At 52.3% G+C, this 24,287-nt stretch carries 21 protein-coding genes, 1 riboswitch and 1 other annotated feature; of the genes, 9 read left to right on the forward strand and 12 right to left on the reverse strand.

What is annotated here, in order from left to right; genetic code table 11:
- Window positions 1-128: 128 nt before the first annotated feature.
- Both EVJ22_RS12955 and EVJ22_RS12960 read right to left on the reverse strand, forming a co-directional pair.
- Window positions 129-1,199 carry an SDR family oxidoreductase gene (locus EVJ22_RS12955; protein ID WP_131444059.1) on the reverse strand — a complete coding sequence of 357 codons (1,071 nt, stop codon included), beginning with the start codon at window positions 1,197-1,199 and terminating at the stop codon, window positions 129-131.
- Entirely contained in the window at window positions 1,196-3,358 is a 2,163-nt protein-coding gene (locus EVJ22_RS12960; protein WP_158625533.1) for a PAS domain-containing sensor histidine kinase, read from the reverse strand. Before EVJ22_RS12960 ends, EVJ22_RS12955 begins: the two co-directional genes overlap by 4 nt.
- Window positions 3,359-3,505: 147 nt before the next feature.
- Here EVJ22_RS12960 and EVJ22_RS12965 point away from each other — a divergent pair, with 147 nt between their 5' ends.
- Window positions 3,506-3,991 (forward strand): restriction endonuclease, encoded by a 486-nt coding sequence (locus tag EVJ22_RS12965; RefSeq protein WP_233589717.1) that lies wholly within the window; start codon window positions 3,506-3,508, stop codon window positions 3,989-3,991.
- Between the two features lie 218 nt (window positions 3,992-4,209).
- Window positions 4,210-4,689 (forward strand): LURP-one-related family protein, encoded by a 480-nt coding sequence (locus EVJ22_RS12970; RefSeq protein ID WP_070329187.1) that lies wholly within the window; start codon window positions 4,210-4,212, stop codon window positions 4,687-4,689.
- A 74-nt stretch (window positions 4,690-4,763) separates the two neighbouring features.
- On the opposite strand, the gene EVJ22_RS12975 is transcribed toward EVJ22_RS12970, so the two are convergent.
- Entirely contained in the window at window positions 4,764-5,387 is a 624-nt protein-coding gene (locus tag EVJ22_RS12975; RefSeq protein ID WP_071398882.1) for a DUF1836 domain-containing protein, read from the reverse strand.
- A gap of 148 nt (window positions 5,388-5,535) precedes the next feature.
- Between EVJ22_RS12975 and EVJ22_RS12980 the strand changes: the two genes are divergently transcribed.
- Window positions 5,536-6,186, forward strand: coding sequence for a diacylglycerol/polyprenol kinase family protein (locus EVJ22_RS12980; RefSeq protein WP_070329189.1), 651 nt, complete (start codon window positions 5,536-5,538; stop codon window positions 6,184-6,186).
- A 154-nt stretch (window positions 6,187-6,340) separates the two neighbouring features.
- Window positions 6,341-7,261, forward strand: coding sequence for a UDP-N-acetylmuramate dehydrogenase (gene murB / locus EVJ22_RS12985; protein WP_131444060.1), 921 nt, complete (start codon window positions 6,341-6,343; stop codon window positions 7,259-7,261).
- Window positions 7,262-7,325: 64 nt separating this feature from the next.
- On the opposite strand, the gene ald is transcribed toward murB, so the two are convergent.
- The 4 genes from ald to trhO all read right to left on the reverse strand — a co-directional run bounded on the left by ald (window position 7,326) and on the right by trhO (window position 11,399).
- Window positions 7,326-8,456 carry an alanine dehydrogenase gene (gene ald, locus EVJ22_RS12990; protein ID WP_071398884.1) on the reverse strand — a complete coding sequence of 377 codons (1,131 nt, stop codon included), beginning with the start codon at window positions 8,454-8,456 and terminating at the stop codon, window positions 7,326-7,328.
- 131 nt (window positions 8,457-8,587) lie between these two features.
- On the reverse strand, window positions 8,588-9,811 hold the full coding sequence (locus EVJ22_RS12995; RefSeq protein WP_131444061.1) for a PucR family transcriptional regulator: 1,224 nt from the start codon (window positions 9,809-9,811) through the stop codon (window positions 8,588-8,590).
- A 103-nt stretch (window positions 9,812-9,914) separates the two neighbouring features.
- Window positions 9,915-10,340, reverse strand: coding sequence for a divergent PAP2 family protein (locus EVJ22_RS13000; protein WP_070329193.1), 426 nt, complete (start codon window positions 10,338-10,340; stop codon window positions 9,915-9,917).
- Window positions 10,341-10,457: 117 nt separating this feature from the next.
- The gene (gene trhO / locus EVJ22_RS13005; protein WP_071398886.1) at window positions 10,458-11,399 is read right to left on the reverse strand and encodes an oxygen-dependent tRNA uridine(34) hydroxylase TrhO; all 942 of its coding nucleotides are present in this window, start codon (window positions 11,397-11,399) and stop codon (window positions 10,458-10,460) included.
- Window positions 11,400-11,622: 223 nt separating this feature from the next.
- On the opposite strand from trhO, the gene EVJ22_RS13010 reads away from it, so the two are divergent.
- The gene (locus EVJ22_RS13010) at window positions 11,623-12,255 is read left to right on the forward strand and encodes a TVP38/TMEM64 family protein (protein ID WP_070329195.1); all 633 of its coding nucleotides are present in this window, start codon (window positions 11,623-11,625) and stop codon (window positions 12,253-12,255) included.
- Window positions 12,256-12,291: 36 nt separating this feature from the next.
- Here EVJ22_RS13010 and EVJ22_RS13015 read toward each other — a convergent pair whose 3' ends face one another.
- The gene (locus EVJ22_RS13015) at window positions 12,292-13,575 is read right to left on the reverse strand and encodes a Na+/H+ antiporter NhaC family protein (RefSeq protein ID WP_071398887.1); all 1,284 of its coding nucleotides are present in this window, start codon (window positions 13,573-13,575) and stop codon (window positions 12,292-12,294) included.
- 71 nt (window positions 13,576-13,646) lie between these two features.
- Window positions 13,647-13,742: riboswitch (SAM riboswitch) on the reverse strand.
- Between the two features lie 98 nt (window positions 13,743-13,840).
- On the reverse strand, window positions 13,841-15,520 hold the full coding sequence (locus tag EVJ22_RS13020; protein WP_233589713.1) for a GGDEF domain-containing protein: 1,680 nt from the start codon (window positions 15,518-15,520) through the stop codon (window positions 13,841-13,843).
- 156 nt (window positions 15,521-15,676) lie between these two features.
- Window positions 15,677-15,888: a binding site (T-box leader), on the forward strand.
- A gap of 53 nt (window positions 15,889-15,941) precedes the next feature.
- Here EVJ22_RS13020 and argS point away from each other — a divergent pair.
- Window positions 15,942-17,624, forward strand: coding sequence for an arginine--tRNA ligase (gene argS / locus EVJ22_RS13025; protein WP_131444062.1), 1,683 nt, complete (start codon window positions 15,942-15,944; stop codon window positions 17,622-17,624).
- Window positions 17,625-17,664: 40 nt separating this feature from the next.
- On the opposite strand, the gene EVJ22_RS13030 is transcribed toward argS, so the two are convergent.
- Window positions 17,665-18,243, reverse strand: a complete 579-nt coding sequence (locus tag EVJ22_RS13030) for a metallophosphoesterase family protein (protein ID WP_071398890.1) — start codon at window positions 18,241-18,243, stop codon at window positions 17,665-17,667.
- Window positions 18,240-18,731, reverse strand: a complete 492-nt coding sequence (locus tag EVJ22_RS13035) for a YajQ family cyclic di-GMP-binding protein (protein WP_016509687.1) — start codon at window positions 18,729-18,731, stop codon at window positions 18,240-18,242. The genes EVJ22_RS13030 and EVJ22_RS13035 overlap by 4 nt, the downstream gene beginning before the upstream one ends.
- 69 nt (window positions 18,732-18,800) lie before the next feature.
- On the opposite strand from EVJ22_RS13035, the gene pulA reads away from it, so the two are divergent.
- Window positions 18,801-20,795 (forward strand): type I pullulanase, encoded by a 1,995-nt coding sequence (pulA, locus tag EVJ22_RS13040; protein WP_071398891.1) that lies wholly within the window; start codon window positions 18,801-18,803, stop codon window positions 20,793-20,795.
- Window positions 20,796-20,810: 15 nt separating this feature from the next.
- Here the strand turns inward: pulA and EVJ22_RS13045 are convergent, their stop codons facing one another.
- Complete coding sequence (locus EVJ22_RS13045) at window positions 20,811-20,975, reverse strand: YycC family protein (protein ID WP_016509685.1); 165 nt, start codon at window positions 20,973-20,975, stop codon at window positions 20,811-20,813.
- Window positions 20,976-21,114: 139 nt separating this feature from the next.
- Here EVJ22_RS13045 and EVJ22_RS13050 point away from each other — a divergent pair, with 139 nt between their 5' ends.
- Together EVJ22_RS13050 and EVJ22_RS13055 are read left to right on the forward strand one after the other, a co-directional pair.
- Complete coding sequence (locus EVJ22_RS13050; RefSeq protein ID WP_131444063.1) at window positions 21,115-21,906, forward strand: hypothetical protein; 792 nt, start codon at window positions 21,115-21,117, stop codon at window positions 21,904-21,906.
- A 103-nt stretch (window positions 21,907-22,009) separates the two neighbouring features.
- Window positions 22,010-24,133: an MMPL family transporter gene (locus EVJ22_RS13055; protein ID WP_071398893.1), complete on the forward strand. Its 2,124-nt coding sequence runs from the start codon at window positions 22,010-22,012 to the stop codon at window positions 24,131-24,133.
- The last annotated feature ends 154 nt before the right edge of the window (window positions 24,134-24,287 follow it).

Here is a 24,287-nt window from a genome sequence, read left to right on the forward strand (position 1 = left end):
TTGTGCATCCGTCTTTGCCCGTCAAGTAGCGTTCGGCCACATGAATTTTGAAAGCCTTCGTAAATTTGACCATAAAAACACCCCATAAAAGTTGGATTTTTATGTCCAACTTTTATGGGGCAGTTCAGTTAGGGCTTTTTGTGTGTGTTGTAATAGGCGACGATGTCAGGCAAGTAGTCTTGTAAGTCCGGGCAAACGATGCCGGTCCCGTTTAACGCCCGGAGCGTCTGCGTCGTGTCGAAATGGACTTGATGCTTAAAATAGGCGAGCAGTTCTTTTGGAACCCCATATCGTTCCGATAGCTGCAAAGCGGAAAATCCGGTTTCTGCGGCGAAATGGGGAATCGTTCCGCGAGGCGAGCGACCAAACATCGCTTCATGGATCATACGGTACACTTCCCGAGCCCCATGCGGGAACGGGTCGGTCAAATGGAACGTGCGCTTTAGACCGACTGGGGCGTGGGCGAGATAAGCAGTCGCTTCGACCACGTAGTCATACGGCACGAGGTTCACTTCGATGTTTTGCCGTCCGATATACGGGAGCGGCGCCGCTTGACGCAACTGGTCCATCAACTTCAACACGAAGTAGACGCCATCGAACTTTTTCGTCTCTCCGGTCTTGCTATGACCGATGACGATACCGGGACGGATGATCGTCACGGGTATCGAGCCGAGTTCACGGGAGACGATGGCTTCCGCTTCATACTTCGTAGCCTCGTAATGGTTTTTAAACTGGACCCGATGCCATAGCTCGTTCTCATAGACGGTCCCTTGGCGGCGTCCGGAGACGTAGGCGGTACTAAAGTAGACGTATCGCTTTAAATGTTTTGCCCGTTTGGCGAACGCCGTCATATGCTTCGTCCCGAGCAAGTTGACTCGGTAGCCGACGTCATACGGGATGCTCAAGTCATATGCGGCCGCTAAGTGGAAGATATAATTCACTTCCCGTTCGATGACCGACCGCATGATCGGGTCGAGAATGACTTCCGGGAGTGTGATATCGGCTTCAACAAGCACTAACTGCTCGTCTTGAAGCGAAGTCGTGGCCAATAGGTCTTGTTTCAAAGCGAGAGCTTCTGGTCGTTGTGCCGGCAAATGCAGCGCATAGATCGTGCCGATCTGATCCGGCAATGTCGCGAGATGGGTAATCAGCTTTCCTGCTAAAAATCCTGGGAAACCGGTAAAGGCATATTGATTCATGACGTCTCCTCCGCTACATCTAACGTGAACGTGAACGTCGAGCCAACACCTACGCTCGACTCGACTTCGATGCTGCCGCCGTGCGACTCGATGATCTCCTTACAGATTGACAACCCGAGGCCGGTGCCTCCGATTTGACGCGTATCTGAGTTGTCGACACGGTAGAATTTTTTGAACAGTTCTTCGAACGCGTGCTCGGGAATCCCGATTCCAAAATCTTGGACGGACACGTGGGCTTGCTTGTGCTCTTTCCGGACGCGAACTTCAATCTCATGACTGTGAGGTGAGTACTTGATGGCGTTTGAAAGCAAGTTGATGATGACTTGCTCGATCCGGTCTTTGTCGGCGATGAGGACGAGCAACTCGTCGGCATCATCGAAATGAATCGAGTGGTCAGTCGTCTCGCGGAAGCGTTCGACGACTTCACGGACGAGCTCGTTCAGGACGAAGCGGTCTTGTTTATACTCTTGATTGCCATCTTCCATGCGCTGAATATCAAGGAAATCATTCAACAAGTCCGTCAACCGCTTCGCTTCTTTCGCCATCGTCTTTAAATAGCGCTCGCGCTTGTCCTTCGACAAGTCACGTGTCAGCATCAATTCGATGTATCCCGATAGAGAAGATAATGGCGTTCTCAACTCGTGTGAGACGGTGCTGACCAACTCGTTTTTGATTTGGTCCATCCGCTCTTCTTCGGTCCGGTTGCGGAAGACGAACAAAAAGCCACTATCCATCCCAATCTGCCGTTTTGTGTCCATTCCGGTTCCGTACATCTCATAATACTGTTCGTCGCGATCGTTCGGTTGCGGAATCGAAAAACGGAGCGATACTTCACGAGCCGACCCGTCGAGCAAGAGGTCGATTTTCTTTAGCATTTCAGTGCGATCACGGCCCCGGAATGTCGTCAGGAGCGGGATGCGTTCCTGTATCTTGTTCGGAGCGATGCCGGGCAGGTCGAGTAAGCGCCGGGCATGCACGTTCATGAACAGGACACTACCGTTCGATTCGGTCAAGACGAACGCCTCGTTCGATGCTTGCAGAATCGATTGGATGATGTCGCGCTGACGAGCAATCGCATTTTTCTCTCGTTCAAGCATGCGCTCGACTTTTTTACGGTCACTAATATCGCGCATGACGGCGACACGGAGCGTCTGGCCTTGGAACGTCACTTCTTTCGGATAGACTTCCATCTCTAAAAAGGTACCGTCCTCGCGCCGTCCGATGACTTCGTAAGGGGTTTGAATGTGATTACGGACCCGTCTGAGGACATCGGCCCGGTAGCCTTCCGCGATAAATTCGATCGTTTGGCGTCCGACCATGTCCTCGGCCGGGATACGGAAAATCGTTTCGGCTGCCTTGTTCGCGTCAAGAATCGTTCCCCCTTCGTGAAACAGGACAGCTTCAATCACGGACTCAGCAAACATGCGGTAACGCTGCTCTTTATGGAGCAGTTCGCCTTTGAGCGCGATTTCAGGGCTGACATCAAAGACGAAGAAAAAGAAGCCGATGATTTGATTGTGTTCATAGACCGGCTGCATGAACAGTTTGCCGACAAAATGGGTGCGATCTTTACGCTGAAACTTCCATTCTCTGTCTCCACGATCGAGTGCGACGCGCAGCATCTGTTCGAACGACAACAAGCGCTCCGTCTCGTCCTGATAATGCGTCCGCTTCTCACTCAGTTCTCGCGACTCGAACAAGGCGAACGGTGTCATCTCATAGAGCACTTCGTGAGGTTCATAGCCGAACAGCTCGGTCGCTCCTTTATTGAAGCGATTGATGAGCAGATTGGCATCTGTCATGATCATCGCCATGTCGAGTTCGGTATGCATCATCGCCTCAAAGGCGTTATGTTGGACCGTGACCCGCGTGTCGAGCGGGAGCGGCTCGATGGAGAGAATGTATATATGTTCATATGGGATCGCATGGACGCGAATCGTCGGCATCTCGTATATCCAAGGAAGTCCTTGCTCCATCCGGCGCGACAATTCCATGGTGAGAGGTGACTGGTTGACCATGTGAAAAATATTCGTTTTCGTCTGTAAGTCTTCAGGAAACTGCTCCATGAACGGACGATTCGCCTGAACGATCGTACCGTCCTTCGTAATCAGCGCGACGCCGTAAGGTAAAGCGTGCAGCAGTTCGTTTTGGAGATACATCCTTTTCTCCATTAACGTTTGATCCCTCCTTCTTTATATCAAACGGGTACATTTGGAATACATTCGACAGAAGACCCTTTGTTTTCCTGCATTGATTCGGTAAAGTAAATAAAAGAAACGGTAGGGAGGACGATTGACGTGAAAGGAATGGCGCTTAGCCTATTGATCGCCATCGGATTATGGTGGTTTGAAGCACCGATGTGGAGTGTCGTCACGGTGCTCGCACTCGGGATTGCTTGGCTCATCTGGCGGATGCGCCTGTCGACGATTGATCGGATTGATCGAATGGACGGCCGTGAGTTTGAGCTATTTTTAGAAGAAGTATTCACAGCGCTCGGGTACACCGTGACGGTCACGCCGGCGTCACGTGATTTCGGGGCGGATTTGCTCCTTGAAACGTCGGACGGCTGGTCGATCGCGGTCCAGGCAAAACGCTATGAAAAAGTTGTCGGACTCGAAGCGGTCCAGCAAGTAGCCGCGTCCGTTCCATACTATGGGGCGAACGAAGGATGGGTCGTCACGAACTCGTCCTATACGGATAGTGCGTACGAACTCGCCGAACCAAATCAAGTTCGTCTGATTGCAAGAACAGAGCTCGAGCAGCTGCTCAAACAGGCTGGATTTAAGCGCTAAAGTGGCGCCTGTTCACAGCTTTGACAGACTGGCGGATTGTGTCGAAGAAAAAGGGGTTGTCTTTTTCCTCAAACGGTGCAATAATCATCTTCGTCATATGAAATATGTAGTAGTTGAACAGAGAAACACGACTACTAGAAACTAAATTGGGGTTTCACAGAATGACCAACCGAACAAACACAAAAATCGAGGTTGGAACGTAGTAGGAGGAAAAAGCGGTGCGCAAATTAATTTATGTAAAAGGTTGTGTCTTTACGCAAGGCGAGGCGACCATTTATGACGAAACAAATGATGCAATCGGATCTGTTCACCGCGACACGGAGGGCAGTGTTCAAGTGCACAACTTGTCCGGTCGGCAAATCGCTCACGGGAAGTACATCCCGAACTGTCAAAAGTGGGTCGTCATGAACCACGACGGGCAAGCGATTGGTCAATTGAAAGACAAGTTCTCGTTATTCGGGAAAAAGTGTGAATACAACGTCTATGAACGTGGTCTCTACACGATTCAATACGATGTCGAACGCTACAAGTTCAGTGTTCGCGATAAAGCTGGAAAACTTGTGGCGGAACTTCGCAAACAAGATGACGATTCTTTCTGTTTGACGAAAGAGGCGGATCAGCTCTCGATGTTCGAGTTGTTGTCAGTTTTGAAGACGTTGACAGTCAAATCACGGATGCCGGTCGCCATGTCAGTCTAACCAATATGACGAACACCAGTCACTGCGACTGGTGTTTTTTTTGCGTTCTACAAAAAAAGCTTCATTTGATTGGCTCAAATGAAGCGGCTTAAATAGTGTTTGGCCTCAATCTCGAGTGTCGTCACGCGGTGCGCGTACAAACAAAGCTTCAGGACGTGCATGATGTTTGGATGGGTATGTCCCATCTTCTCGATCGAACGCTTCGCACGAGTGTCTAACATCTCGATCGGGCTCGTCGACTTGGCATACTCCGCGTACAAGCGGTAGAAGTCGATCGGGGAGATGAGGTCGTCTTCGTCGCGGTCGGGATTATTGAAGATGAGTGCGAGTAGCGAGCTCGTCTCTTCGAGCGAAAACAGATGCTTCAAGTCGTCGAGCAAATAAATGATCGCAGCCTGTTGCAGTGAATATTTTTTGCCGACCCGAGGGACACCGATGATTTTGCGAACTTCGCGTTTCGTCCAGTTTTGAATCGTCGTCGCGGACAAATGTTCTCCGGTCAGTGTGTTGGCCAGGGCCACGATTTGATTGATCGACAATCCGTTCTTTTCAATATGAAACAAATGGATTTTACGAAGCTCTTTCGGGAAATGCTCACGCACTTCTTCAGGAAAAAGTGAGATGGCCCGATCGACGTCACCAACCCGCATATAGTGAAGGCAATCAGCCAACGTTTGAATCGAAATTGCATCGCGCATACAGGCATCCTTTCTATAGCCGACTTCGTTCGCGGGCTATACAGTCATTTGACCTCATTCTACCAAATGTTTGAAAAGGAAGCTAGGTTCTGGCCTGATTAAGGTATAATGAATACGTATAAAAATCGCACATAAAGGTGGTCCAAGGATGAATGAATGGGTCAGTTCTATTCTGTCCATCGTCATTGTCCTGGTGTTTCTCGTCGGTCTCGAACAGATTGGCAAGCGCCTCGGCTGGACGGATGAGACAATTCGAAAGAGCGTACATATTGCGGTCGGGCATTGGTCATTGCTCGCCGTCTGGTTGATGGACACATGGTACATCGCCGCCATACCGCTCGTTTTCTTTACGTTCGCAAACGCGTGGCTTCTATATAAGAGCCCGTCTCCGGTCCATCAGACCGAGCGGAAGTCGCTCGGGACCGTCTATTACCCGATCGCACTCCTCGTCATCTTGTTCTTCTTTTTCGAGACGGAACCGCTCGCCTTTTTAGCAGGCTCGCTCGTATTGGCATGGGGAGATGGCTTAGCAGCCCTCATTGGACGCAAATACGGGACGGTGATCTATGACCTGTATGGGCAAAAGCGATCGTTCCAAGGCAGCATGGCCATGTTCTTAAGTTCGTACGCGGTACTCTTTTTATTGTTTTTGTGGAAAGATATTCCGATGTGGCAAGTGGTGACTTATGGGTTTATCATTTCCATCATAGCGACGCTGACAGAGGCGATTTCGTATCGAGATTGGGATAATTTCACAATCCCGATTGTCGTAGCCGTCGCGACATCATTATTGTTATAAACTATTCGCTAGATTGTAAAGAAAACGTTGCTTGTCACTCTCGGTAAACATTTGTATACTGTGTTTCGTACTGAAACCATTCAGCAACGTGTCCGAGGCGAACTTTTTCGCTTGCGGCACTAATAAAATAGACCGTAAAGGATTGAGGCAACGCATGAGCTTTTTAGACCAACTACTCACAATCATCCCGGCCGAGCGCTTCAAGCAAGACGAGCCGCTGTCAGCACACACATATACAAAACTGGGCGGGAAAGCGGATTATTTCGTGGCCCCACACACGTATGAAGAAGTTCAAGCCGTCCTTGAGCTCGCCCATCGCGAGAACGTACCATTCATGATTCTCGGTTTCGGTTCCAACTTGATCGTTCGAGACGGCGGCCTGCGTGGCATCGTCTTGAACTTGAACGAGTTGAACACGATTCGCCGCGACGGCAACCGAATCATCGCCCAAGCAGGAGCGGCCATCATCGACGTGTCGCGCAAGGCGCTCACTGAAGAGCTGTCTGGACTGGAGTTCGCATGCGGTATTCCGGGAACGGTCGGAGGCGCCGTCTATATGAACGCGGGTGCCTACGGCGGCGAGACGAAAGATGTGATCGCGAGTGCGGTCGTTTTGACGCCAGACGGCGGACTACTCACGCTCTCGAAAGATGAGCTTGACCTCGATTATCGAACGAGCCGGGTCTCAAAAGAAGGATTGATCGTCTTAGAGGCGACGTTCGAACTCGATCCGCTCGGTTATGAAGCGATCAAAGACGTGATGGACGATTTGACGCATAAGCGTGAATCGAAACAGCCACTTGAATATCCGTCATGCGGCAGTGTGTTCAAGCGCCCGCCCGGTTACTTCGCCGGTAAACTGATTCAAGATTGCGGACTGCAAGGCAAGCGCATCGGCGGGGCGGAAGTATCACTCAAGCACGCGGGCTTCATCGTCAATATCAATCAGGCGACAGCGACTGAATACATCTCGCTCATTCGTCACGTCCAAGCGACGGTCAAACAGAAGTTTGAGATCGAACTTGAACCTGAAGTGAAAATCATCGGTGAGGATATCACTGTCGAAAACGCATAAAAAAACGCTCGAACGAATCAATCGTTCGAGCGTCTTTCTGTCCGCATATTTCGGATGTGTTCGATTACGCGTGGAGCTGCTTCGTGACCGCTTCAGAAGCCGGCACGAATGTATAGCCGAGGTCGCGGGCGACGGCTTCGTACGTGACCGTACCGTCGATGACGTTCAATCCTTTGAGGAGCGCTGCATTTTCGCGAAGCGCCGGGAAGATTCCTTTTTGAGCGCACTCGACGATATAAGGCATCGTCGCGTTCGTCAAACCGAGCGTCGACGTGCGCGGGACTGCCCCTGGCATGTTGGCGACCGCATAATGCTGCACACCGTAACGTTCGTACGTCGGCGCGTCATGCGTCGTAATATGATCGATCGTCTCACAGATCCCGCCTTGGTCGATGGCGACATCAACGATGACGGACCCCGGTGACATTTGTTGCACCATCTCTTTCGTGACGAGTTTAGGTGCTTTCGCGCCCGGGATGAGGACGGCACCGATGACGAGGTCGCTTTCGGCGACTTGCTTCGCGATATTATAGCGGTTCGAGATGAGCGTGTTGATCGTGTTCCCGAACTGGTCGTCGATTTGGCGGAGACGAGCCGGGCTGATGTCCATGATTGTCACGTTGGCTCCGAGACCAATCGCGATGCGGGCCGCGTTCATCCCGACGACACCGCCCCCGATGACGGTGACGTTCGCACGAGGCACTCCAGGAAGACCTGACAAGAGGATCCCTTTGCCGCCATGCGGTTTTTCTAAAATTTGCGCCCCGATTTGAGCAGCCATCCGTCCTGCGACTTCGCTCATCGGTGTGAGCAGCGGAAGCGTGCGGTCGACTTCGACCGTCTCGTAGGCGATGGCGGTCATGCCTGAATCGACGAGCGCTTTCGTGAGTTCAGGTTCGGCCGCTAAATGTAAATACGTGAAGAGCGTAAGGTCTGAACGGAAATATTGATACTCTGACGGCTGTGGCTCTTTTACTTTCAAGGCGAGTTCAACGTCTCCCCAAACGTCCTGTGCTGAATCGACGATGCTTGCCCCAGCGTCGATGTACTCCATATTCGTGAAGCCGCTCCCGATGCCGGCTCCCGTCTCGACGAGCACCTCGTGTCCGAGTTCCGTCAAGACTGATGCACCCATCGGCGTCAACGCGACGCGGTTTTCGTTATTTTTAATCTCTTTCAATACCCCGATTTTCATGTGTAGTTCCCCTTTCTATCTGCTGACACAATTTGTTCACACCTCTAGTATAGACCCAAGTGAAATCGCTGTCTTTAGCATGGATTCTAAAAGCGACAACCCCCACTTTGTGATTTTTCACAAAGTGGGGGTCAGTCGTCTTGACGATATTGTCCGGCCTTGATCGCTAAATAAATAGCGGCCCGTTCCGGGAGCGAGACTTGGGTGATGCTCGTCAGTTCTTCGATCCGTCGAATCCGATACAAGACCGTGTTTGGATGGATATGGAGGTGGGCGGCGACTCGTTTGACGTTCCCTTCAAAATAGAAATACCATTCAAGCGTCGTCACGAGTTCGGTGCGGTGGACTTGGTCATACGCCTGCAACCGTTCGATCGTCGGGTGCGTCTCGAGGCGCAGGCCGATTCGTCGGGACAAATCGGGGACGAGTTGATAGATGCCAATTTGCTCGAACGCCCGGGCACTAGCGAGCTCGAACGGGAACTTCCGGCGTAGCGATGTGACCCGTCTTGCTTCCTCGGTCGCGGCATAGAGCGTATCGCTTTCGAAGAAACGCCCGCTAATCCCGAGGCGAGGTTCGGCGTCAGTGAACTTGTCTTGAAGTTGGGTCTCAAAGCGATCGGTCCACTGGAGGAGGGCGGCCTCTTCTTCAGACAGCTCGGACTTCATATAATGCCAGACGAGCAGTTGTTGGCCGTCGATAGCGTGGAGGACGACCTCGATCGCTTCTTGTGTCGCAAGCGCATAAAATAACCGCTCAGCAAATTGCGGAGTGATCGGCTGCAAGCAGTCGATGATTGTCAGGCGACTCGCAACGGCGATCGGGGCAAGTTCGTTCAAGCGCTCCCGATGTGCGGAAGCAAGGTATGGCGAAGCGAGCACTTCTAAAAAGAAACGCTCGAGTTCGGCATCGATGCGACGTTCGTGCATGGCGATCGTCATGAGCAGTTTCTTGGCGATACTTGCCCCTTCCTTCAAGACGGTGAGCTCCTGCTCGGAGAAAGGGGTCGTCCGGGCCAGACTCCAAATGTAGCCGAGCACATCTTCTTGCTGCTTGATGACGACGGCGGCGCGCTCGCCTAGACCGATGGCCATCCGGGCTGGGATGACGACAGGCTCGTCTCGGTCGATCAGCTCTTGCAGGATACCGCTTTCCCATAAATCCTCGATGACGGCTTCCGGGACGCGACGGCCGATGATGGTCGCGATTCTAGCCGGGTCGGTCGAGTCGGGATGCGTGCTATAGGCGAGTAGCTGATGGTGGCGATTTTCGATCGTGATCGGTGCGCGGATCGCTTGCCCGATCGCTTCGGCGAGCGTGTCGAGTGATTCATATGATTTCTGTAAAAAAGGCATGTCGATTCCTCCTCTTTATCACTATACCGTCTCTGTTGTGAAAGTTCACAAAAAGATGGACAGTTTTTGAGAGGGGACCGACATGCCTGGACATGTGTATCGTTTACATTGGGAAAAATAGTCCGACGACGAGGCCGAGCAATGCGCCGACGATGACTTGGTACGGTGTATGGCCGACGAGTTCGTTCAAGATTGGCGTGTCGTGCTTGATCCCTTTAAAATAGTCGTTCAATAGACGGGCTTGGAAACCAACGGCTTGACGGACGCCGGTCGCGTCGTACATGACGATCGTCGCGAACGTGAGCGCGAGGGCGAACATGCTTGAGTCGAGGCCTTCAGCCCGGCCGATCGCGGTCGCGAGCGCGACGACGGTCGAGGTATGGGAGCTTGGCATTCCGCCTGAGGCGAACATGATTTCAAGTTCAAAGTCACGTGTTCGAATGAGTTCGGTCACAAGTTTGGCCGCCTGGGCGATAAACCAGGCCAGTATTGCGGCGAGTAACGGTTCGTTAAAGAGCAATTCAGTCACTTCCTGTCTGACAATAGTATCTACACTATACCCGATTCCATGCCGCGCTAGACGTAAAGTTTCTGTCAAAAATAGCGTCGCGGGCAAATGCCCGCGACGCTATTCGGTCGATTTTTGTTACCCGACGACGCCTTCAGTCTCTTGAAGTTGTTCCGCAATATTCTCGATGATATAGCGGTTGCGTGGATGCTCCTGACACTCTTTCGAGCATGAACGCATCTGTTTGGGTTCACACTCTTCACAACAGAAGTGTTGGGCATTGCACTCCGGGTTGGCACAATTAACGTAACGGACCGTCTTCGTTCCACAGTGCATGCACGTTGAAACGACTGACGGATTGACCGTGTTGACTGGGACGTTGATGCGCTCGTCAAAGACGTAAAGCTCGCCGTCCCAGTTTTCCCCTTGTGTTGCTTCGTCTTTGCCGTACATGGCGACGCCGCCTTTTAAGTGGAAAATGTTGTCGTGACCTTGGTCACGCATATATGCGGTAAATTTCTCGCAACGGACGCCTCCGGTACAGTACGTGAGAAGTGTTTTCCCTTCGTAGAGGTCTTTGTTCTCCTCAAGCCAATCTGGCATGTAACGAGAAGCCTCTACGTCGATTTTGATCGCATTTTTGAAATGGCCAAGATCGTACTCGTAGTTGTTACGAACGTCGAGGATGACGACATCGTCGCGATTCATCATCTCTTTCCATTCTGCCGGTTCGAGATACGCACCGTGTTGTTTCGGCACGTCGAACTCACCATCAAAGCGCCACGTCACGAGCTCTTGTTTGTGACGGACAAAAATTTTCTTGAAAGCATGCTCTTCGACTTCATCGATTTTGAACTCGATGTCGCTGAAGTATGGATCGGCTTTCAAATCGTTCATGTACTGTTCGGTTTGTTCCCAAGTGCCCGAGCACGTTCCGTTGATTCCTTCGGAAGAAATCAAGATACGCCCTTTGATCCCGAGGTCTTTACAGTACTTGAGGTGTTGTTGTGTTAGTGTTTCTGGGTCTTCGATGTTGACGTACTTATAGTACAGCAAGACCCGCATTGGTTTTGTTTCCATGTTATTGCTCCCCTGTGTTCAGTTTTTTGCAGGAAAACGAACGTTGGGTTGTGTCGTTCGACGAATGAACTTGCCTGCAACCACAAGTCCATTATTATATGATAGATATCACAGTGAAATTTCGCAAATACTTTTTATTTTTTTTTGAGGAGAGCAGGGAGATGCGTCCTCTTGAACGAATTCGGGTAAAAGGTAGTAACGAAAGCCGAAGGTGGAAACTGAAATGCTCACATCACTCCAACAATATATATTGAACATCATTGAATGGCTCCAAGGACTGCCGGGAGGTCCTTGGGCTGGACTCGGGGCCCCGTTCCTGGAAGCGATTTTCCCGTTTCTCCCGCTCGTCTTGATCATCTCGGCGAACGCGGCCACGTATGGCTTCTGGCTCGGTGTGCTCTTATCGTGGATCGGCAGCTTGGCAGGGACACTCCTCGTGTTCGCCGCCGTCCGTTACGTGTTCCGCAAACCGATGACGCGTTGGCTCGAAAAACATAAACAGGGTGTCTATTGGCTCGATCGCATCAACCATATGAGTCCAATCTCGCTCGGATTCTTATATTCGTTGCCGTTCATCCCGGTCAGTTTGATCACGTACTTACTCGCCTTGATTCAAATGCCGCTCCGGACGTTCGTATTGGCGGCCGGATTCGGGAAACTGCTCGTCGTCATCATCTTCTCGGTCATCGGTGATCAGTGGCAAGAGTTCATCCAAAGCCCGTTCCGCTTGTCGATGCTCGGCTTGCTCTTGCTCGTATTGTGGGCGATTAGCCGGGGTCTCGAAGAACTTCTCAAACGGCGCGCCTTCAAAAAACGGAACGAAGAGCTCAAACGTAAACGTGAAGCGAGAACATAAAAATCCTCGAAGGCGGCCGCCTTCGAGGATTTTTGCTCAGTTGGTTTTTTTGAAACGTGGGAAGTTGAAGACGATCGCCAAACCTCCGCAAATGAACAGGAGGAACGGATAGAACATATACGGGACGAGGGCGGGTGACGCCGTGTTCGTCAACTCGGCGGCGATGAGGAGCTGCGCCCCGTAAGGCAGAAGTCCTTGTACCCCGCACGAGAAGATGTCGAGTACGCTCGCTGACTTTTTCCGTTCGATGTCATACGTATCGGCGATATTCGCGGCAAGCGGGCCTGCTACGAGAATCGAGATCGTATTGTTCGCCGTCGCGACGTTCGTCGCACTGACGAGCCCGGCGATGCTCCATTCCGCACCAGCCCGGCGTTCAATCCGTGACGTGAGTGCGTCTCGTAAATAGGTGAGTCCACCGTTATATGAGATGAGCCCGACGAGTCCGCCCATGAATAACGTCAAGAGCGAAATCTCGGCCATCCCCATCATGCCGTCGGCCATCGCCGTGACGTAAGTCGTGACGGCCAAGCTTCCGTCAATCAGCCCGATGATGCCAGCGAGCGCGATGCCGCCGAGCAAAACGAGGATGACGTTCAGTCCGGTCAAGGCGAGGGCGATGACGGCGAGATACGGAATCAATTTGTACCATTCGAACGCGGCCACTTCAATCGTCGATTCTCCGCTTGAGAGAACGGCTAACAGGACAGTCGTGATGATTGCGGCCGGGAGCACGATCCAAAAGTTGGTCCGGAACTTGTCGCGCATGTTCGTCCGTTGTGTCCTTACGGCAGCGATTGTCGTATCCGAGATGAACGACAAGTTGTCTCCGAACATGGCCCCGCCGACAACGGCCGCGGCCGCGATTGCGATATTGACCCCGCTCTCTTGATGGATGCCGAGCGCGATCGGGGCAAGCGCGGCAATCGTACCGGTCGATGTGCCCATCGCCATCGAGATGAAAGCAGCGATGACGAACAGTCCGCTCAGTAAGAGTGACGGTGGCAGGAACGTCAAGGCCGCATTGACCGTCGCGTCAATCGCACCGATTGCACCGGCGACGCTCGAGAACGCGCCGGCGAGCAGGAAGATGAATATCATGATCAAGATGCCTGGATTACCGGCGCCTTGTGCGATACGCTCGACGGTCTGAGTGACGCTTCCTTTCGTCATCATCGCAGCGACAATTAAAGCGATCAACGCCGCGATCAGTACCGGAAACTTGTAAAAGTCGCCATAATAAATACCTGCTCCGATGAAGAAGACGAGGAAGACGAGCAAAGGCAAGAGTGCCCATTTGTTAGCTGTTGGTTGTTCCAATTGATTCACCTCATTTAATAGAATAGAAAAAAAGAGCCTTCCGAAAAAGGCTCTCTCTGTAAGAGACACCCTTTTCATCTTTCGAGCAGAACGCTCGCTGGATTTGGCACAGGTTACCCGCTGCCGAGACATCTAAGGGCCAGTCCCTCCGTCTCTCTTGATAAAAAGTCGTCATGATGTAGTTGTTAGACACGTTTCCTAACGTACCTGTTTCAAATCGGGTTGTCAACAGAAATTCCCCTGCGCCAGTGGACGCGGGGGGAAGTCATGTCGTCAAAAAGTTGTAATGGGCGACGCGGTTACGACCGGCGTACTTACCGCCGACGTAAAGGGCCCGGTCAGCGTTACGGATCGTATCGTCAAGCCGTTTGTCGCCGAACGCTTGAATCGTATCGACACCGATCGAGGCGGTCACGGGAATATCGACCCCATCGACACGGAACGGCTTATCTTCAATCTTCTGCCGAATCCGTTCGGCGATATCGACGGCTTGGTCGACGTCGCAATGATTGAGCAGCAATATGAACTCCTCGCCCCCGTAACGGGCCGCAAAGTCATCGGTCCGGAGCACTTGCCGAATTCGCCGCCCGAACTCTTGGAGCACGCTGTCTCCGACTTGGTGACCGTGCGTGTCATTAATTTTTTTAAAGAAGTCAATGTCGAGCATCGCGACCGAGATCGGGTACATCGAACCGTCCGAGATTTGTTGAATCCCATACTCGTAGAACGCGCGCGCGTTGGCGAGCAGCGTCAAGCTATCGGTGCGGCTTTCCGTGTATAGGCGGTCGCGTTCGTGGCACCGGCTGATCGTTCGGTTGAATGATTTCAACAATTTTACCATCTCGTTTTGAATGATGGGCGGATAGCCATAGACGTGTTCACCGATCATGACGATGCGTGTGCGGATCCCGTCAATCTCTTCTGACTGGACCGAGATGAAGCTGTGGTAGTCGTCATGAAACGCATCTGACAACGCTGCGTCCCATTCGAAACGCATCTCATAATCGACAGACTTGGCGTGTGGATGGCGCGCATCCATCAAGTCGAAGACGAGCGGACGGTCGATTGGCTGTCGCGTCAACAAATCGAAATAGAGCGTTCGGTCGAACAGGACGAACTCGACAAACCCTTTATCATATTGGTTGAGGCGCTCACATTGACTCAAGAACACTTCAATCGCCTGAGCCTCGCTTTGAGACAGGGAGACTGCCTCTTTCGCTTCATCGTACTGTTCGATCAATGACTTGAACGCGTCCTGGCGCCCTTTTTGAATCATCAACCGCTTAATAAAGAACGTGAGGGCGGCCGCGATGCTACTGACGACGAGCAAGTTCGTCTCACGGAAGAACGACGCGGCAAAGATGAAGACGAAACTGACGATATACGTGTAAAAAGCGATACTCAGAAAATCTCGGACCGGAATATCGACGCGGAACCACCAGCCGACTTGATATTTTTGGACAATCGTGTTCAAGATGATGGCGCTGATCAGACCGAGGAGCGGGACGAACGAATCCTGCGAATAGAAGCCAAGACCGGTCTCACCGCCGAGTGCCAAGTAAACACTTGCCGGGATGGCGATTTCTAAAAATGACGTGATCGCGTTCCACGGATAAGTGAACCGGAAGCGGCGGAGCGCGACGCGCGGTTTTAAGTTGGCGAACTGAAAGACGAGGAGTCCAATTTGGTTGACGAGGAGCGCCGTCTCAAAATCAAAGAATAAAAAGATGATGAGGACGATGCTTTCTGAAAACGTGAAATAGACGCCTTTCCGTTCAATCGAGTCCATTTGGAAAATGATGACGAGCAACGCGATCAAGATGAACGGAAGCGGCTCGATCGCCGGAACATCAAGGACACCGGTTGTAAACAAAGTGATGGTCAGTAAAACGATCAAACTCCAAATGCTCCAACCGAGGACGGACATCTTGCGAAAATGATTCATAGTTCCCTCCTGTGTGGGAAAAGTCTTCTCATATGTATGGTAGGAGATTCGGCACGGTTGCGCCCGAGTCCTGCCTATTCATCATAATGGCTGAATTCTAGCATTGAGTCTACATCAAATATCCTCTATAATGAAGTTGCTTTTCAACCACATAGACGAAAGTCGATGAAAAAGAGAGTAACGATCGTTTAGTCAACAAAGCGACCTAGGGATTGGTGAGAGCCTGGGCTGACAAACATCGCGAAACGCACTTTTGAGATGCTATCCGAAGCGAGTAGGCGTAGCCGGGGGCCCCCCGTTATCACCGTTAAAGTGGTCTGTGTAAAACAGGCAAGAAGAGTGGTACCGCGGGCCAACCCGTCTCTTTGCATCTGTGCAAAGGGCGTTTTTTTTATGACTAGATTTGAAGGAGGAAATTTACATGAGTTATGAACGCAAGTATGCGGAGGCTCTGTCACGTGTCATCGGTGACGAACTCACGCTCGACCAGATTGAGGCATTGATTGAAAAACCAAAACATGAGGCGCACGGGGATCTCGCGTTCCCATGCTTCCAACTCGCCAAGGCGTACCGGAAAGCGCCGGTCATGATTGCGACTGACATCGCCGGTGAATTGAACGACGAACTGTTCACAAAAGTTGAAGCGGCCGGTCCATACGTGAACGTCTTCTTGAGCCGTGGCGTCGTCTCGCAGGAAATCATTAACGTGGTTCTCGACGAGCAAGCGGATTACGCGACGCATGCGACACGCAACGAGACGATTGTCACGGACTTCTCATCACCGAACATCGCCAAACCGTTCTCGATGGGACACTTGCGCTCGACGGTCATCGGTAACGCCATCAACCAGATCGCTCGCAAAAACGGCTACAACGTCGTCGGTGTCAACCACCTCGGTGACTGGGGTACACAATTCGGGAAACTCATGGTCGCTTATAAGAAGTGGGGCGATGAGGAAGCGGTCCGGGCAAATCCGATTGCTGAGCTCTTAAAGCTATACGTTCACTTCCATGAAGAAGTGAAAACTCAGCCTGAGCTTGAAGACGAGGGCCGTGCTTGGTTCAAAAAGCTCGAGGACGGTAACGTTGAAGCGACCGAACTGTGGACATGGTTCCGTGACGAGTCGCTCAAAGAGTTCCAAAAAGTATACGATCTCCTCGGTGTCGAGTTTGACAGCTTCCACGGTGAAGCGTTCTACAACGACAAGATGGACCGGATCGTCGCCATGCTCGAAGAGAAGAACCTGCTCGTCGAGAGTGAAGGGGCGATGGTCGTCTCGCTTGAAGACGAGAACTTACCACCTTGCCTGATCACAAAGAAAGACGGCGCGACGCTTTACGCGACACGTGACTTGGCTGCGGCCGTCTATCGTCATGAGACGTACAACTTCGTCCAAGCGAACTACGTCGTCGGTGGCGAGCAGGCGCTCCACTTCAAACAGTTGTTCTCGGTACTACGCAAGCTCGGTTACGACTTCGTCGACGGCATGCACCACGTACCGTTCGGCTTGATCTTGCAAGAAGGGAAGAAGATGTCGACACGTAAAGGCCGCATCGTCCTGCTTGAAGAAGTATTGAAAGAAGCGATCGAGAAAGCGCAAGCTAACATCGAACAGAAGAACCCTGAGCTTCCAAACGCAGAGAACGTGGCTCGTATGGTCGGCGTCGGCGCCGTCATCTTCCACGATTTGAAGAATGAGCGCATCAACAACATCGAGTTCGACCTCGACAGCATGCTCAAGTTCGAAGGGGAGACGGGACCTTACGTGCAGTACACGAACGCACGGGCGAACTCGCTCCTCCGTAAAGGCAACTACGACGGTTCGACGTTCGCAGGTGCGGACGATGACCACACGTGGGGCGTCGTGACGATGCTCAACGCGTTCCCACACGTCATCACGCGTGCCCATGAGCGCCGTGAGCCGTCGATCATCAGCCGTTACGTCCTCGACTTGGCGCAATCGTTCAACAAGTATTACGGCCACGTCCGTGTGCTTGAAGAAGATGCGGGCAAACAATCGCGTCTCGCGCTCGTCAAAGCCGTGACGATCGTCTTGACGGAAGGACTCCGTTTGATCGGTGTCCAAGCTCCAGAAGAAATGTAAACACGACAAAAGGGACCTGCGAAAGGTCCCTTTTGTTGTGTCACGCCTTCATCCGCGTGACTGTTCGCGTCTTCGTATCATACAAACACCATTCCCGGTCGAAGATGACTGCGCCGACGTTGATGACGTAGCGCTTCTTCTTCAACTTGAACGGTGTTCCGATTTCCCATGGAATCGAGCGTCCTTTCCGGTAAATACCGGGAATATGACTATGCCCGATGAAGACGAGCGGATACTTGCCTTTCTCGATGACCGGCTCCCAGTCGGCGCTCCAATCGATTTGGTGACCATGTAAGAACAGCGCCTCATCGAGCGTCGTCTGTTCAGGCAATAATGAGATGCGGGTCTTGACAGGGTGCGACACGATGAGCACTTCGTCAATCCGTTCTTCTTGATTGCCGCGCAGGCTCGGGAACGTCAAGAGCGCCTCATACTGCTCGTCAAACGTCATGACGTCGGAGACGTCATGAAACCGTTCGTTGCGCCGTTTTTTGCCGATATGGCACTCGTACAAGTCGCCGAGGCAGAGGATGTGCTCGGTCTCGCGCCTGACCGCCTTGAGAACGGCTTTCAAATCATCAAACGAACCGTGCGGGTCACTGATGATGGCGAGTTTCATCGGTAGTTCGTGAACTGGGCATCGACCGATAACTCGAGCTCACGGACGAGTTGCATGACCGCTTGTAGGTCATCCCGTGACTTGGCCGTCACACGAATTTGATCGTCTTGAATTTGTGATTTCACTTTCAACTTCGACTCTTTGATGGCGTTGTTGATTTTCTTGGCATCGTCTTTATCGATTCCGCTCTTCAACTTGACACGTTGACGGACGGTACCGCCGAGTGCGCGTTCGATTTTTTGGTAGTCGAGGTTTTTCGTCGGCACGCCGCGCTTGATCAACTTCGAAATCATGACGTCTTTTAACTGTTCGAGTTTGTAATCGTCATCTGAGATGAGGACGAGGTCACCGTTATCGAGTGACATCTCACTCTTCGACCCTTTAAAGTCGTAACGGTTCAAAATTTCTTTTTCGGCGATTTGGATCGCGTTTTTCACTTCTTCTAGATTCATTTCTGACACGATATCAAAAGAATTGTCTTTTGCCATGTTTCATCCATCCTTTGTATGGGTTTTGTTATAATGATAGCAGATTTGAAGCAGTGAAGGAGTGAAACGATGGAACATACAATCGATAGACAGACAAATGTAGACTTGGATCACGTTGCGTATCATGGAAAAGACCTTGGGGTGACGTTTAAAAGTGAACTCATCCGTCTGCGGGTGTGGTCGCCGGTAGCCGAGCAAATGACAGTGAAGCTTTATCGTACGGCGCGGGCGCGTAAGTTTGACCGCATCGAGCTCGAACGGGCTGAAAAAGGGACATGGATGGTCGAGCTTGACCGGGCGCAATTCGAAGGTCAGTTTTATGTGTTCGAGGCAATCGTTGATGGTAAGCGCATCGAATCCCTCGATCCGTATGCGAAAGTCGTCGGCGTCAACGGGAAGCGGGGCTGCCTGCTCGACCCGTCTTCAATCAACCCGGACCATTGGGTCAAAGAACGTCCGCTCTTCCACTCTTCGCAAGAAGCGGTCATTTATGAAGCACATGTGAGAGATTTGACGAGCCATCCGGACAGCGGTGTCATGCACCGAGGTAAATTCCTCGGGATGACCGAGGCCGGCACGAAGACGAAAAACGGATACCCGACAGCGCTCGACTATATCACAGCGCTCGGCGTGACCCACCTTCAACTCATGCCGTTCTTTGACTACGGTTCGGTCAACGAGTCGCGGGAAAGCGAGTCGAACTATAACTGGGGCTATGACCCGGTCCATTATTTCGCGGTCGAAGGTTCGTACGCCTCGACAGCGGATGACCCGGCCGCCCGGATCCTCGAGTTGAAGGCGATGATCCAAGCGCTCCATGACCGCGGCATCCGCGTCATCATGGACGTCGTGTTCAACCATACGTATGACGCCTTGACGACACCGCTCGGCCAGTTTGTGCCGGACTACTATTATCGATTGAACGAGGACGGGACGCTTGCCGACGGCTCGGCGTGCGGCAACGATACAGCGTCGGAGCGGTTGATGATGCGCAAACTGATCGTCGAATGTGTCTCGTATTGGGCCAAAGAGTTCATGATCGACGGCTTCCGCTTTGATTTGATGGGGCTGCATGACGTCAAGACGATGAACCAGGTCCGCAAAGCACTCGATCGGATTGATCCATCGATCCTCATCACCGGAGAAGGCTGGGATCTCGATACACCACTGGCAGTTCGTAAGAAGGCAAACCAACACAACGCCCGTAAAATGCCACGTATCGCTCAGTTCAACGATGCGATCCGGGACGGAATCCGTGGTGACGTATTCATCGAAGACTTGCCGGGCTGGATCAGCGGCAACGCCGAGCTGACGGCTGACGTGAAGCGCGGGATCGCCGGTGCGGTCACGAGTCAAAGTTTCGCCGATGAGCCGAACCAAGTCGTCAACTACGTCGAATGCCATGACAACTTGACGCTTTGGGACAAACTTGCCGCCGCTAGTCCTGACGACGATGAGACGACGCGCCGCCGCCGTCATCGTCTTGCGACGACGATCGTCCTGCTCAGCCAAGGCATTCCGTTCCTTCATAGCGGGCAAGAGTTTTTCCGCACGAAAGACGGGGATGAGAACAGTTTCAAATCGGGCGAGGTCATCAACCGATTGGACTGGACCCGGGCCGAGCAAGAGACGCCGAGCGTCGAATATGTGAAAGGCTTGATCAACTTACGCAAACAGTATCCGTTGTTCCGTCTCGAGAACACCGAACAGATTCGAAAGCACTTACGTTTCTTTGACGAAGAAGAAGGGATAATCGCCTACGAACTTCATCGTCACGTCGAAGGTTATGTCGAGCGTCATCTCGTCTACCATAACGGACTCGAAGTACCGGTCGACGTGAAGCTGCCAGCAGGCAAGTTCGAAGTTCATGTCGAGGACCATACCGTCAACTTGACGGCGCCACGCCTCGTCGAAGACCGGCACCTCACCGTCGCGCCGCTGTCGACGCTCGTCGTGACAGAACGCCGTCCGGATTACAGCAAGTACGCCGTCGCCGGTGGAGCTGCGCTTGCCATCCTTGGACTTTGGTACGTCGCGAAAAAGCGGAAGAATAAACAAGGGTAACAAAAAAAGGAGACGTCATTCCGTCTCCTTTTCTTCATTCGGTTCGGTCTTGGATGCTTCAAGCTCCATCATCTTCCGAACGAGGATATGTTTTGGCATATGCATGAGTTCTTCAAGCGGTACGTTCAACTTTTTGGCAAGCTCGACCGCCGTCTCGGGAGACAGTTGTAGTGGGCGCATGTGGTTTCTCCTTTCTAAATTCAGGTTTGCTACAGCCAGTATACAGCAAAAACGGACCGAGCGAGAATGTGTCGTGTGAACACATTCAAAATCGATAAACCGTTCGGTCGTTGCTAAGCTGAAACTAGGAAGTGATCAAATGTACAAACAAGTAGCAGACTATCAGTTTCATCAGACGGTTGAATGGTTAGAGCGCGTCGGTGGAGGATGGATGTTGTATTTGGCGCAAACTGGATTTGTCTTTTTCGACGAAACGTTCCAAATCAGATGGGAACTCGAGTGGAAATGGGCACCGTGCGCACTATATATTGAACCACATGGAAAAAAAGCCGTCGCGCTGTTCCGAGACATGCAAACGTATGGAGTCATTGATTTAAAGCAAGGCATGATGGAGTGTCACCCAATCCCAAAAACGTTTCATGACGATTGGTTCAGCAATTTATGTCATTGGCGAGGAGACGATTTATTTCTCTACTCGGCGGAATCTGACATCGTGGCGTTAAACATGACCGACCACACGTTCCGCTATAGCCGCTATGAGGAGACGCCGGAGTTTGGCGCCATCATCGAGTTAGCCTATCATCCGATTTATGATTTTGAGCGGTTCACGGCCCCAGGCCTCGTCACGCTTTACGATGAATTGAATCAGCAATTCATGGTCGAGCAGGTCGAAGCGGGTGAACGATGGACGATTCCTTACGGCGGCGACCGTGATACGGTCATCGTCGACCAGATCGGTGCGACGACAGCAATCACGTCGACGACGTCGTTCCAACTGTTCAATCGTGACCGTCAACTGTTTGCTTCTGAAGTATGTGCCGAAAGTGAATTATTGAAAGTGATGTTGCTTGATGAGTCGGGAGACCGCCTCGTCGTATTATCGACGCCTCAACGATTTTGCCATAGTTGGCTACAAGTGTTCGAGCGTTGACGTTCCTGGACCGGACTCACGGTTCAGGATTTTTTTTGCGAAGACTTGATGAAACTCGTGCGAAACGGGAACAGTCTTCTTAGATGGAGAGGGGTGGACTTGGATGGAACGGTTAGGTAAAAATTTGGTGCGGTGGCGCTTTTGGGTGGTCGCCGTGTGGACTGTGTTATTAGCGGTCTCGATTTACTTCGGATTGCAGTTGCCTGGGGAATTGCGAGGAAACGGGTTTGCGGTTCAAGATGGCCGCTTCGCGCAAGTGGAGGACACGTTGAACGATCGGTTCGACCGGGCCGGCGCTTCGATGATCGTCTTGCTTGAAGGCGGTGACTTAGAGACGGTCATGGCCGAACAAAAAACACGACTCGAATCTGTGACGGGCGTCGACGGCGTCATCACGCCAGCAGAGAACCCGGACGCGCGCTCGGGTGACGCCGCGTACTTCGTGCTCGAGTTCGAGGACCAGGAAGCGGCCGAGTCGGCAATCGCCGACGTTCGCGCTGAATTGATTCGAGATACGGACACGGAAGTCCGTTTGACCGGGGAGCCGGTCTTTGCCCAAGATTTGAACGAGGCATCGAAAAATGACTTGATCCGGGCCGAATTGATCGGGATCCCGGTCGCGCTCGTCGTCCTCCTGCTCGTCTTCGGGACACCGCTTGCCGCTTTCATGCCCTTATTCGTTGGACTGATCACGTTCATCGTCGCGGCGGGATCGCTCTTCTTCTTCACGCAGACGATGGAGCTATCGATTTTCGTATTGAACGCCGTCGCGATGATTGCGATTGCGCTCGGAATCGACTTCTCGCTCCTGCTCGTCAACCGTTACCGTGAAGAGCTCGCCAAAGGACTGTCACGAGAAGCGGCCATCGTCCGGACGGTCGCGACGGCTGGTCGCTCGATCCTGTTCTCAGGACTGTGCGTCTTCGTCGGGCTCGCCGGACTGTTGTTCATTCAAGTCGATGTGTTTCAAGCGATCGCGCTCGGTGCCTTGATTGCAGTCGCGGGTGCCGTCTTGTCGGCGCTCACGCTCTTGCCGTCGGCGCTCTATATCGTCGGCGATGCCATCAATAAAGGACGTCTCATCAGAACGAACGAGACGCGCTCTGAAGTGCGCTGGCAAAAGTTGGCCCGGTTCGTCATGAAGCGTCCGGTCGTGATGACGCTCGTCGCGTTGCTCCTTTTGTTGCCGAGCCTTTGGTTCGTCCGCGACTTAGAACTGAACATCCCGGACGCCGATGCGCTCCCGACGTCGTACGAATCACGGGCCGCCCTCGAGCGGTGGGACGATGTGTTCGGCGAGACGTCGACCGATGCGGTGCTGTTGTTTGAGACGAACGATTTGACCGACTCGATGATTCTTGACGAGTTGACAACCCTCACGGACGAGTTGAATGAAGACCCGATCGTCGACAACGTCACGACGTTCTTGACCGCATCAAATCTGACAGCTGCGGAATTCCAACAGCTCGTTCAAGTCGCCCCGGAACAGCTCGAGGCGTTTGAACGTCTCGTCACGCTCGAAGGGAATACCGACCTCGCGCTCGTCAACGTCAGCTTCGACGTGCCGCCGAGCGATAAAGCGGCGCAGGCGTTCGTCCGCGATTGGCGCGACCAAGGTTTCGACGTCGGCGGGCCGGCCGCCTTCAACGAAGAAATCTATGAAGAGATTTACGACAGCATCCCCTATGCGGTCGTGACCGTGATTTTAGCGACGATGGTCATCCTCATGTGGGCGTTCCGCTCGATCTTGATTCCAATCAAGGCGATCATCATGAACGTGCTCGGACTCGGGGCGACGTTTGGGTTGTTGGTCATCATCTTTGAGTCGGGCTACGTCTACGACGCCGAGACGATCAGTATTTTGACGCCGGTGTTCATCTTCTCGCTCGTATTCGGTTTGTCGATGGACTACGAGGTGTTCCTCGTCTCACGGATCGAGGAGTATTACCGCGAGACCGGGGATAACGACTATGCGACCGAGATGGGGCTTGCGAAGACGAGCAAGATTATCACGTCGGCCGCGGTTATCATGATCGTCGTCACGGGCGCGTTCGCTTTCACCGGTGTCAGCCCGATCAAACAGCTCGGGGTCGGTATCGCGCTCGCAATCTTCATCGATGCGACGATCATCCGGATGTTGCTCGTCCCGTCCTTGATGAAACTGTTCGGCGACTGGAACTGGTGGTGGTTCGGGAAGAAGGATTTACCGAAACGTAATCTACACTAAATGTACATTTAATGAAATAGTCGCGAGAGTATGTTAAAATAGTCTCATGATTACGCGCAATTTGGGAAAGGAAGGTCTTTATGGACACCGAGAGGACATGGCCTCTGTTTCAATTGCCGGACTTCTAGCGTTGAGTTTTTACAGACGAACATCG

The organism is Exiguobacterium sp. SH0S7, assembly GCF_004337195.1.
Classification (GTDB): Bacteria; Bacillota; Bacilli; order Exiguobacteriales; family Exiguobacteriaceae; genus Exiguobacterium; species Exiguobacterium aurantiacum_A.

Coding starts and splice junctions, on each gene's coding strand:
- EVJ22_RS13020 (WP_233589713.1), bottom strand. CDS start 15,520: ATGAATCATTTTCGCAAGATGTCCGTCCTCGGTTGGAGCATTTGGAGT.
- EVJ22_RS13045 (WP_016509685.1), bottom strand. CDS start 20,975: ATGCGCCCACTACAACTGTCTCCCGAGACGGCGGTCGAGCTTGCCAAA.
- EVJ22_RS13010 (WP_070329195.1), top strand. CDS start 11,623: ATGCTCACATCACTCCAACAATATATATTGAACATCATTGAATGGCTC.
- EVJ22_RS13030 (WP_071398890.1), bottom strand. CDS start 18,243: ATGAAACTCGCCATCATCAGTGACCCGCACGGTTCGTTTGATGATTTG.
- trhO (WP_071398886.1), bottom strand. CDS start 11,399: ATGGAAACAAAACCAATGCGGGTCTTGCTGTACTATAAGTACGTCAAC.
- ald (WP_071398884.1), bottom strand. CDS start 8,456: ATGAAAATCGGGGTATTGAAAGAGATTAAAAATAACGAAAACCGCGTC.
- EVJ22_RS12975 (WP_071398882.1), bottom strand. CDS start 5,387: ATGCGCGATGCAATTTCGATTCAAACGTTGGCTGATTGCCTTCACTAT.
- EVJ22_RS12965 (WP_233589717.1), top strand. CDS start 3,506: ATGGCGCTTAGCCTATTGATCGCCATCGGATTATGGTGGTTTGAAGCA.
- EVJ22_RS12980 (WP_070329189.1), top strand. CDS start 5,536: ATGAATGAATGGGTCAGTTCTATTCTGTCCATCGTCATTGTCCTGGTG.
- EVJ22_RS13055 (WP_071398893.1), top strand. CDS start 22,010: ATGGAACGGTTAGGTAAAAATTTGGTGCGGTGGCGCTTTTGGGTGGTC.
- EVJ22_RS12960 (WP_158625533.1), bottom strand. CDS start 3,358: ATGTATCTCCAAAACGAACTGCTGCACGCTTTACCTTACGGCGTCGCG.
- EVJ22_RS12955 (WP_131444059.1), bottom strand. CDS start 1,199: ATGAATCAATATGCCTTTACCGGTTTCCCAGGATTTTTAGCAGGAAAG.
- EVJ22_RS13050 (WP_131444063.1), top strand. CDS start 21,115: ATGTACAAACAAGTAGCAGACTATCAGTTTCATCAGACGGTTGAATGG.
- pulA (WP_071398891.1), top strand. CDS start 18,801: ATGGAACATACAATCGATAGACAGACAAATGTAGACTTGGATCACGTT.
- argS (WP_131444062.1), top strand. CDS start 15,942: ATGAGTTATGAACGCAAGTATGCGGAGGCTCTGTCACGTGTCATCGGT.
- EVJ22_RS13035 (WP_016509687.1), bottom strand. CDS start 18,731: ATGGCAAAAGACAATTCTTTTGATATCGTGTCAGAAATGAATCTAGAA.
- EVJ22_RS12995 (WP_131444061.1), bottom strand. CDS start 9,811: ATGCCTTTTTTACAGAAATCATATGAATCACTCGACACGCTCGCCGAA.
- murB (WP_131444060.1), top strand. CDS start 6,341: ATGAGCTTTTTAGACCAACTACTCACAATCATCCCGGCCGAGCGCTTC.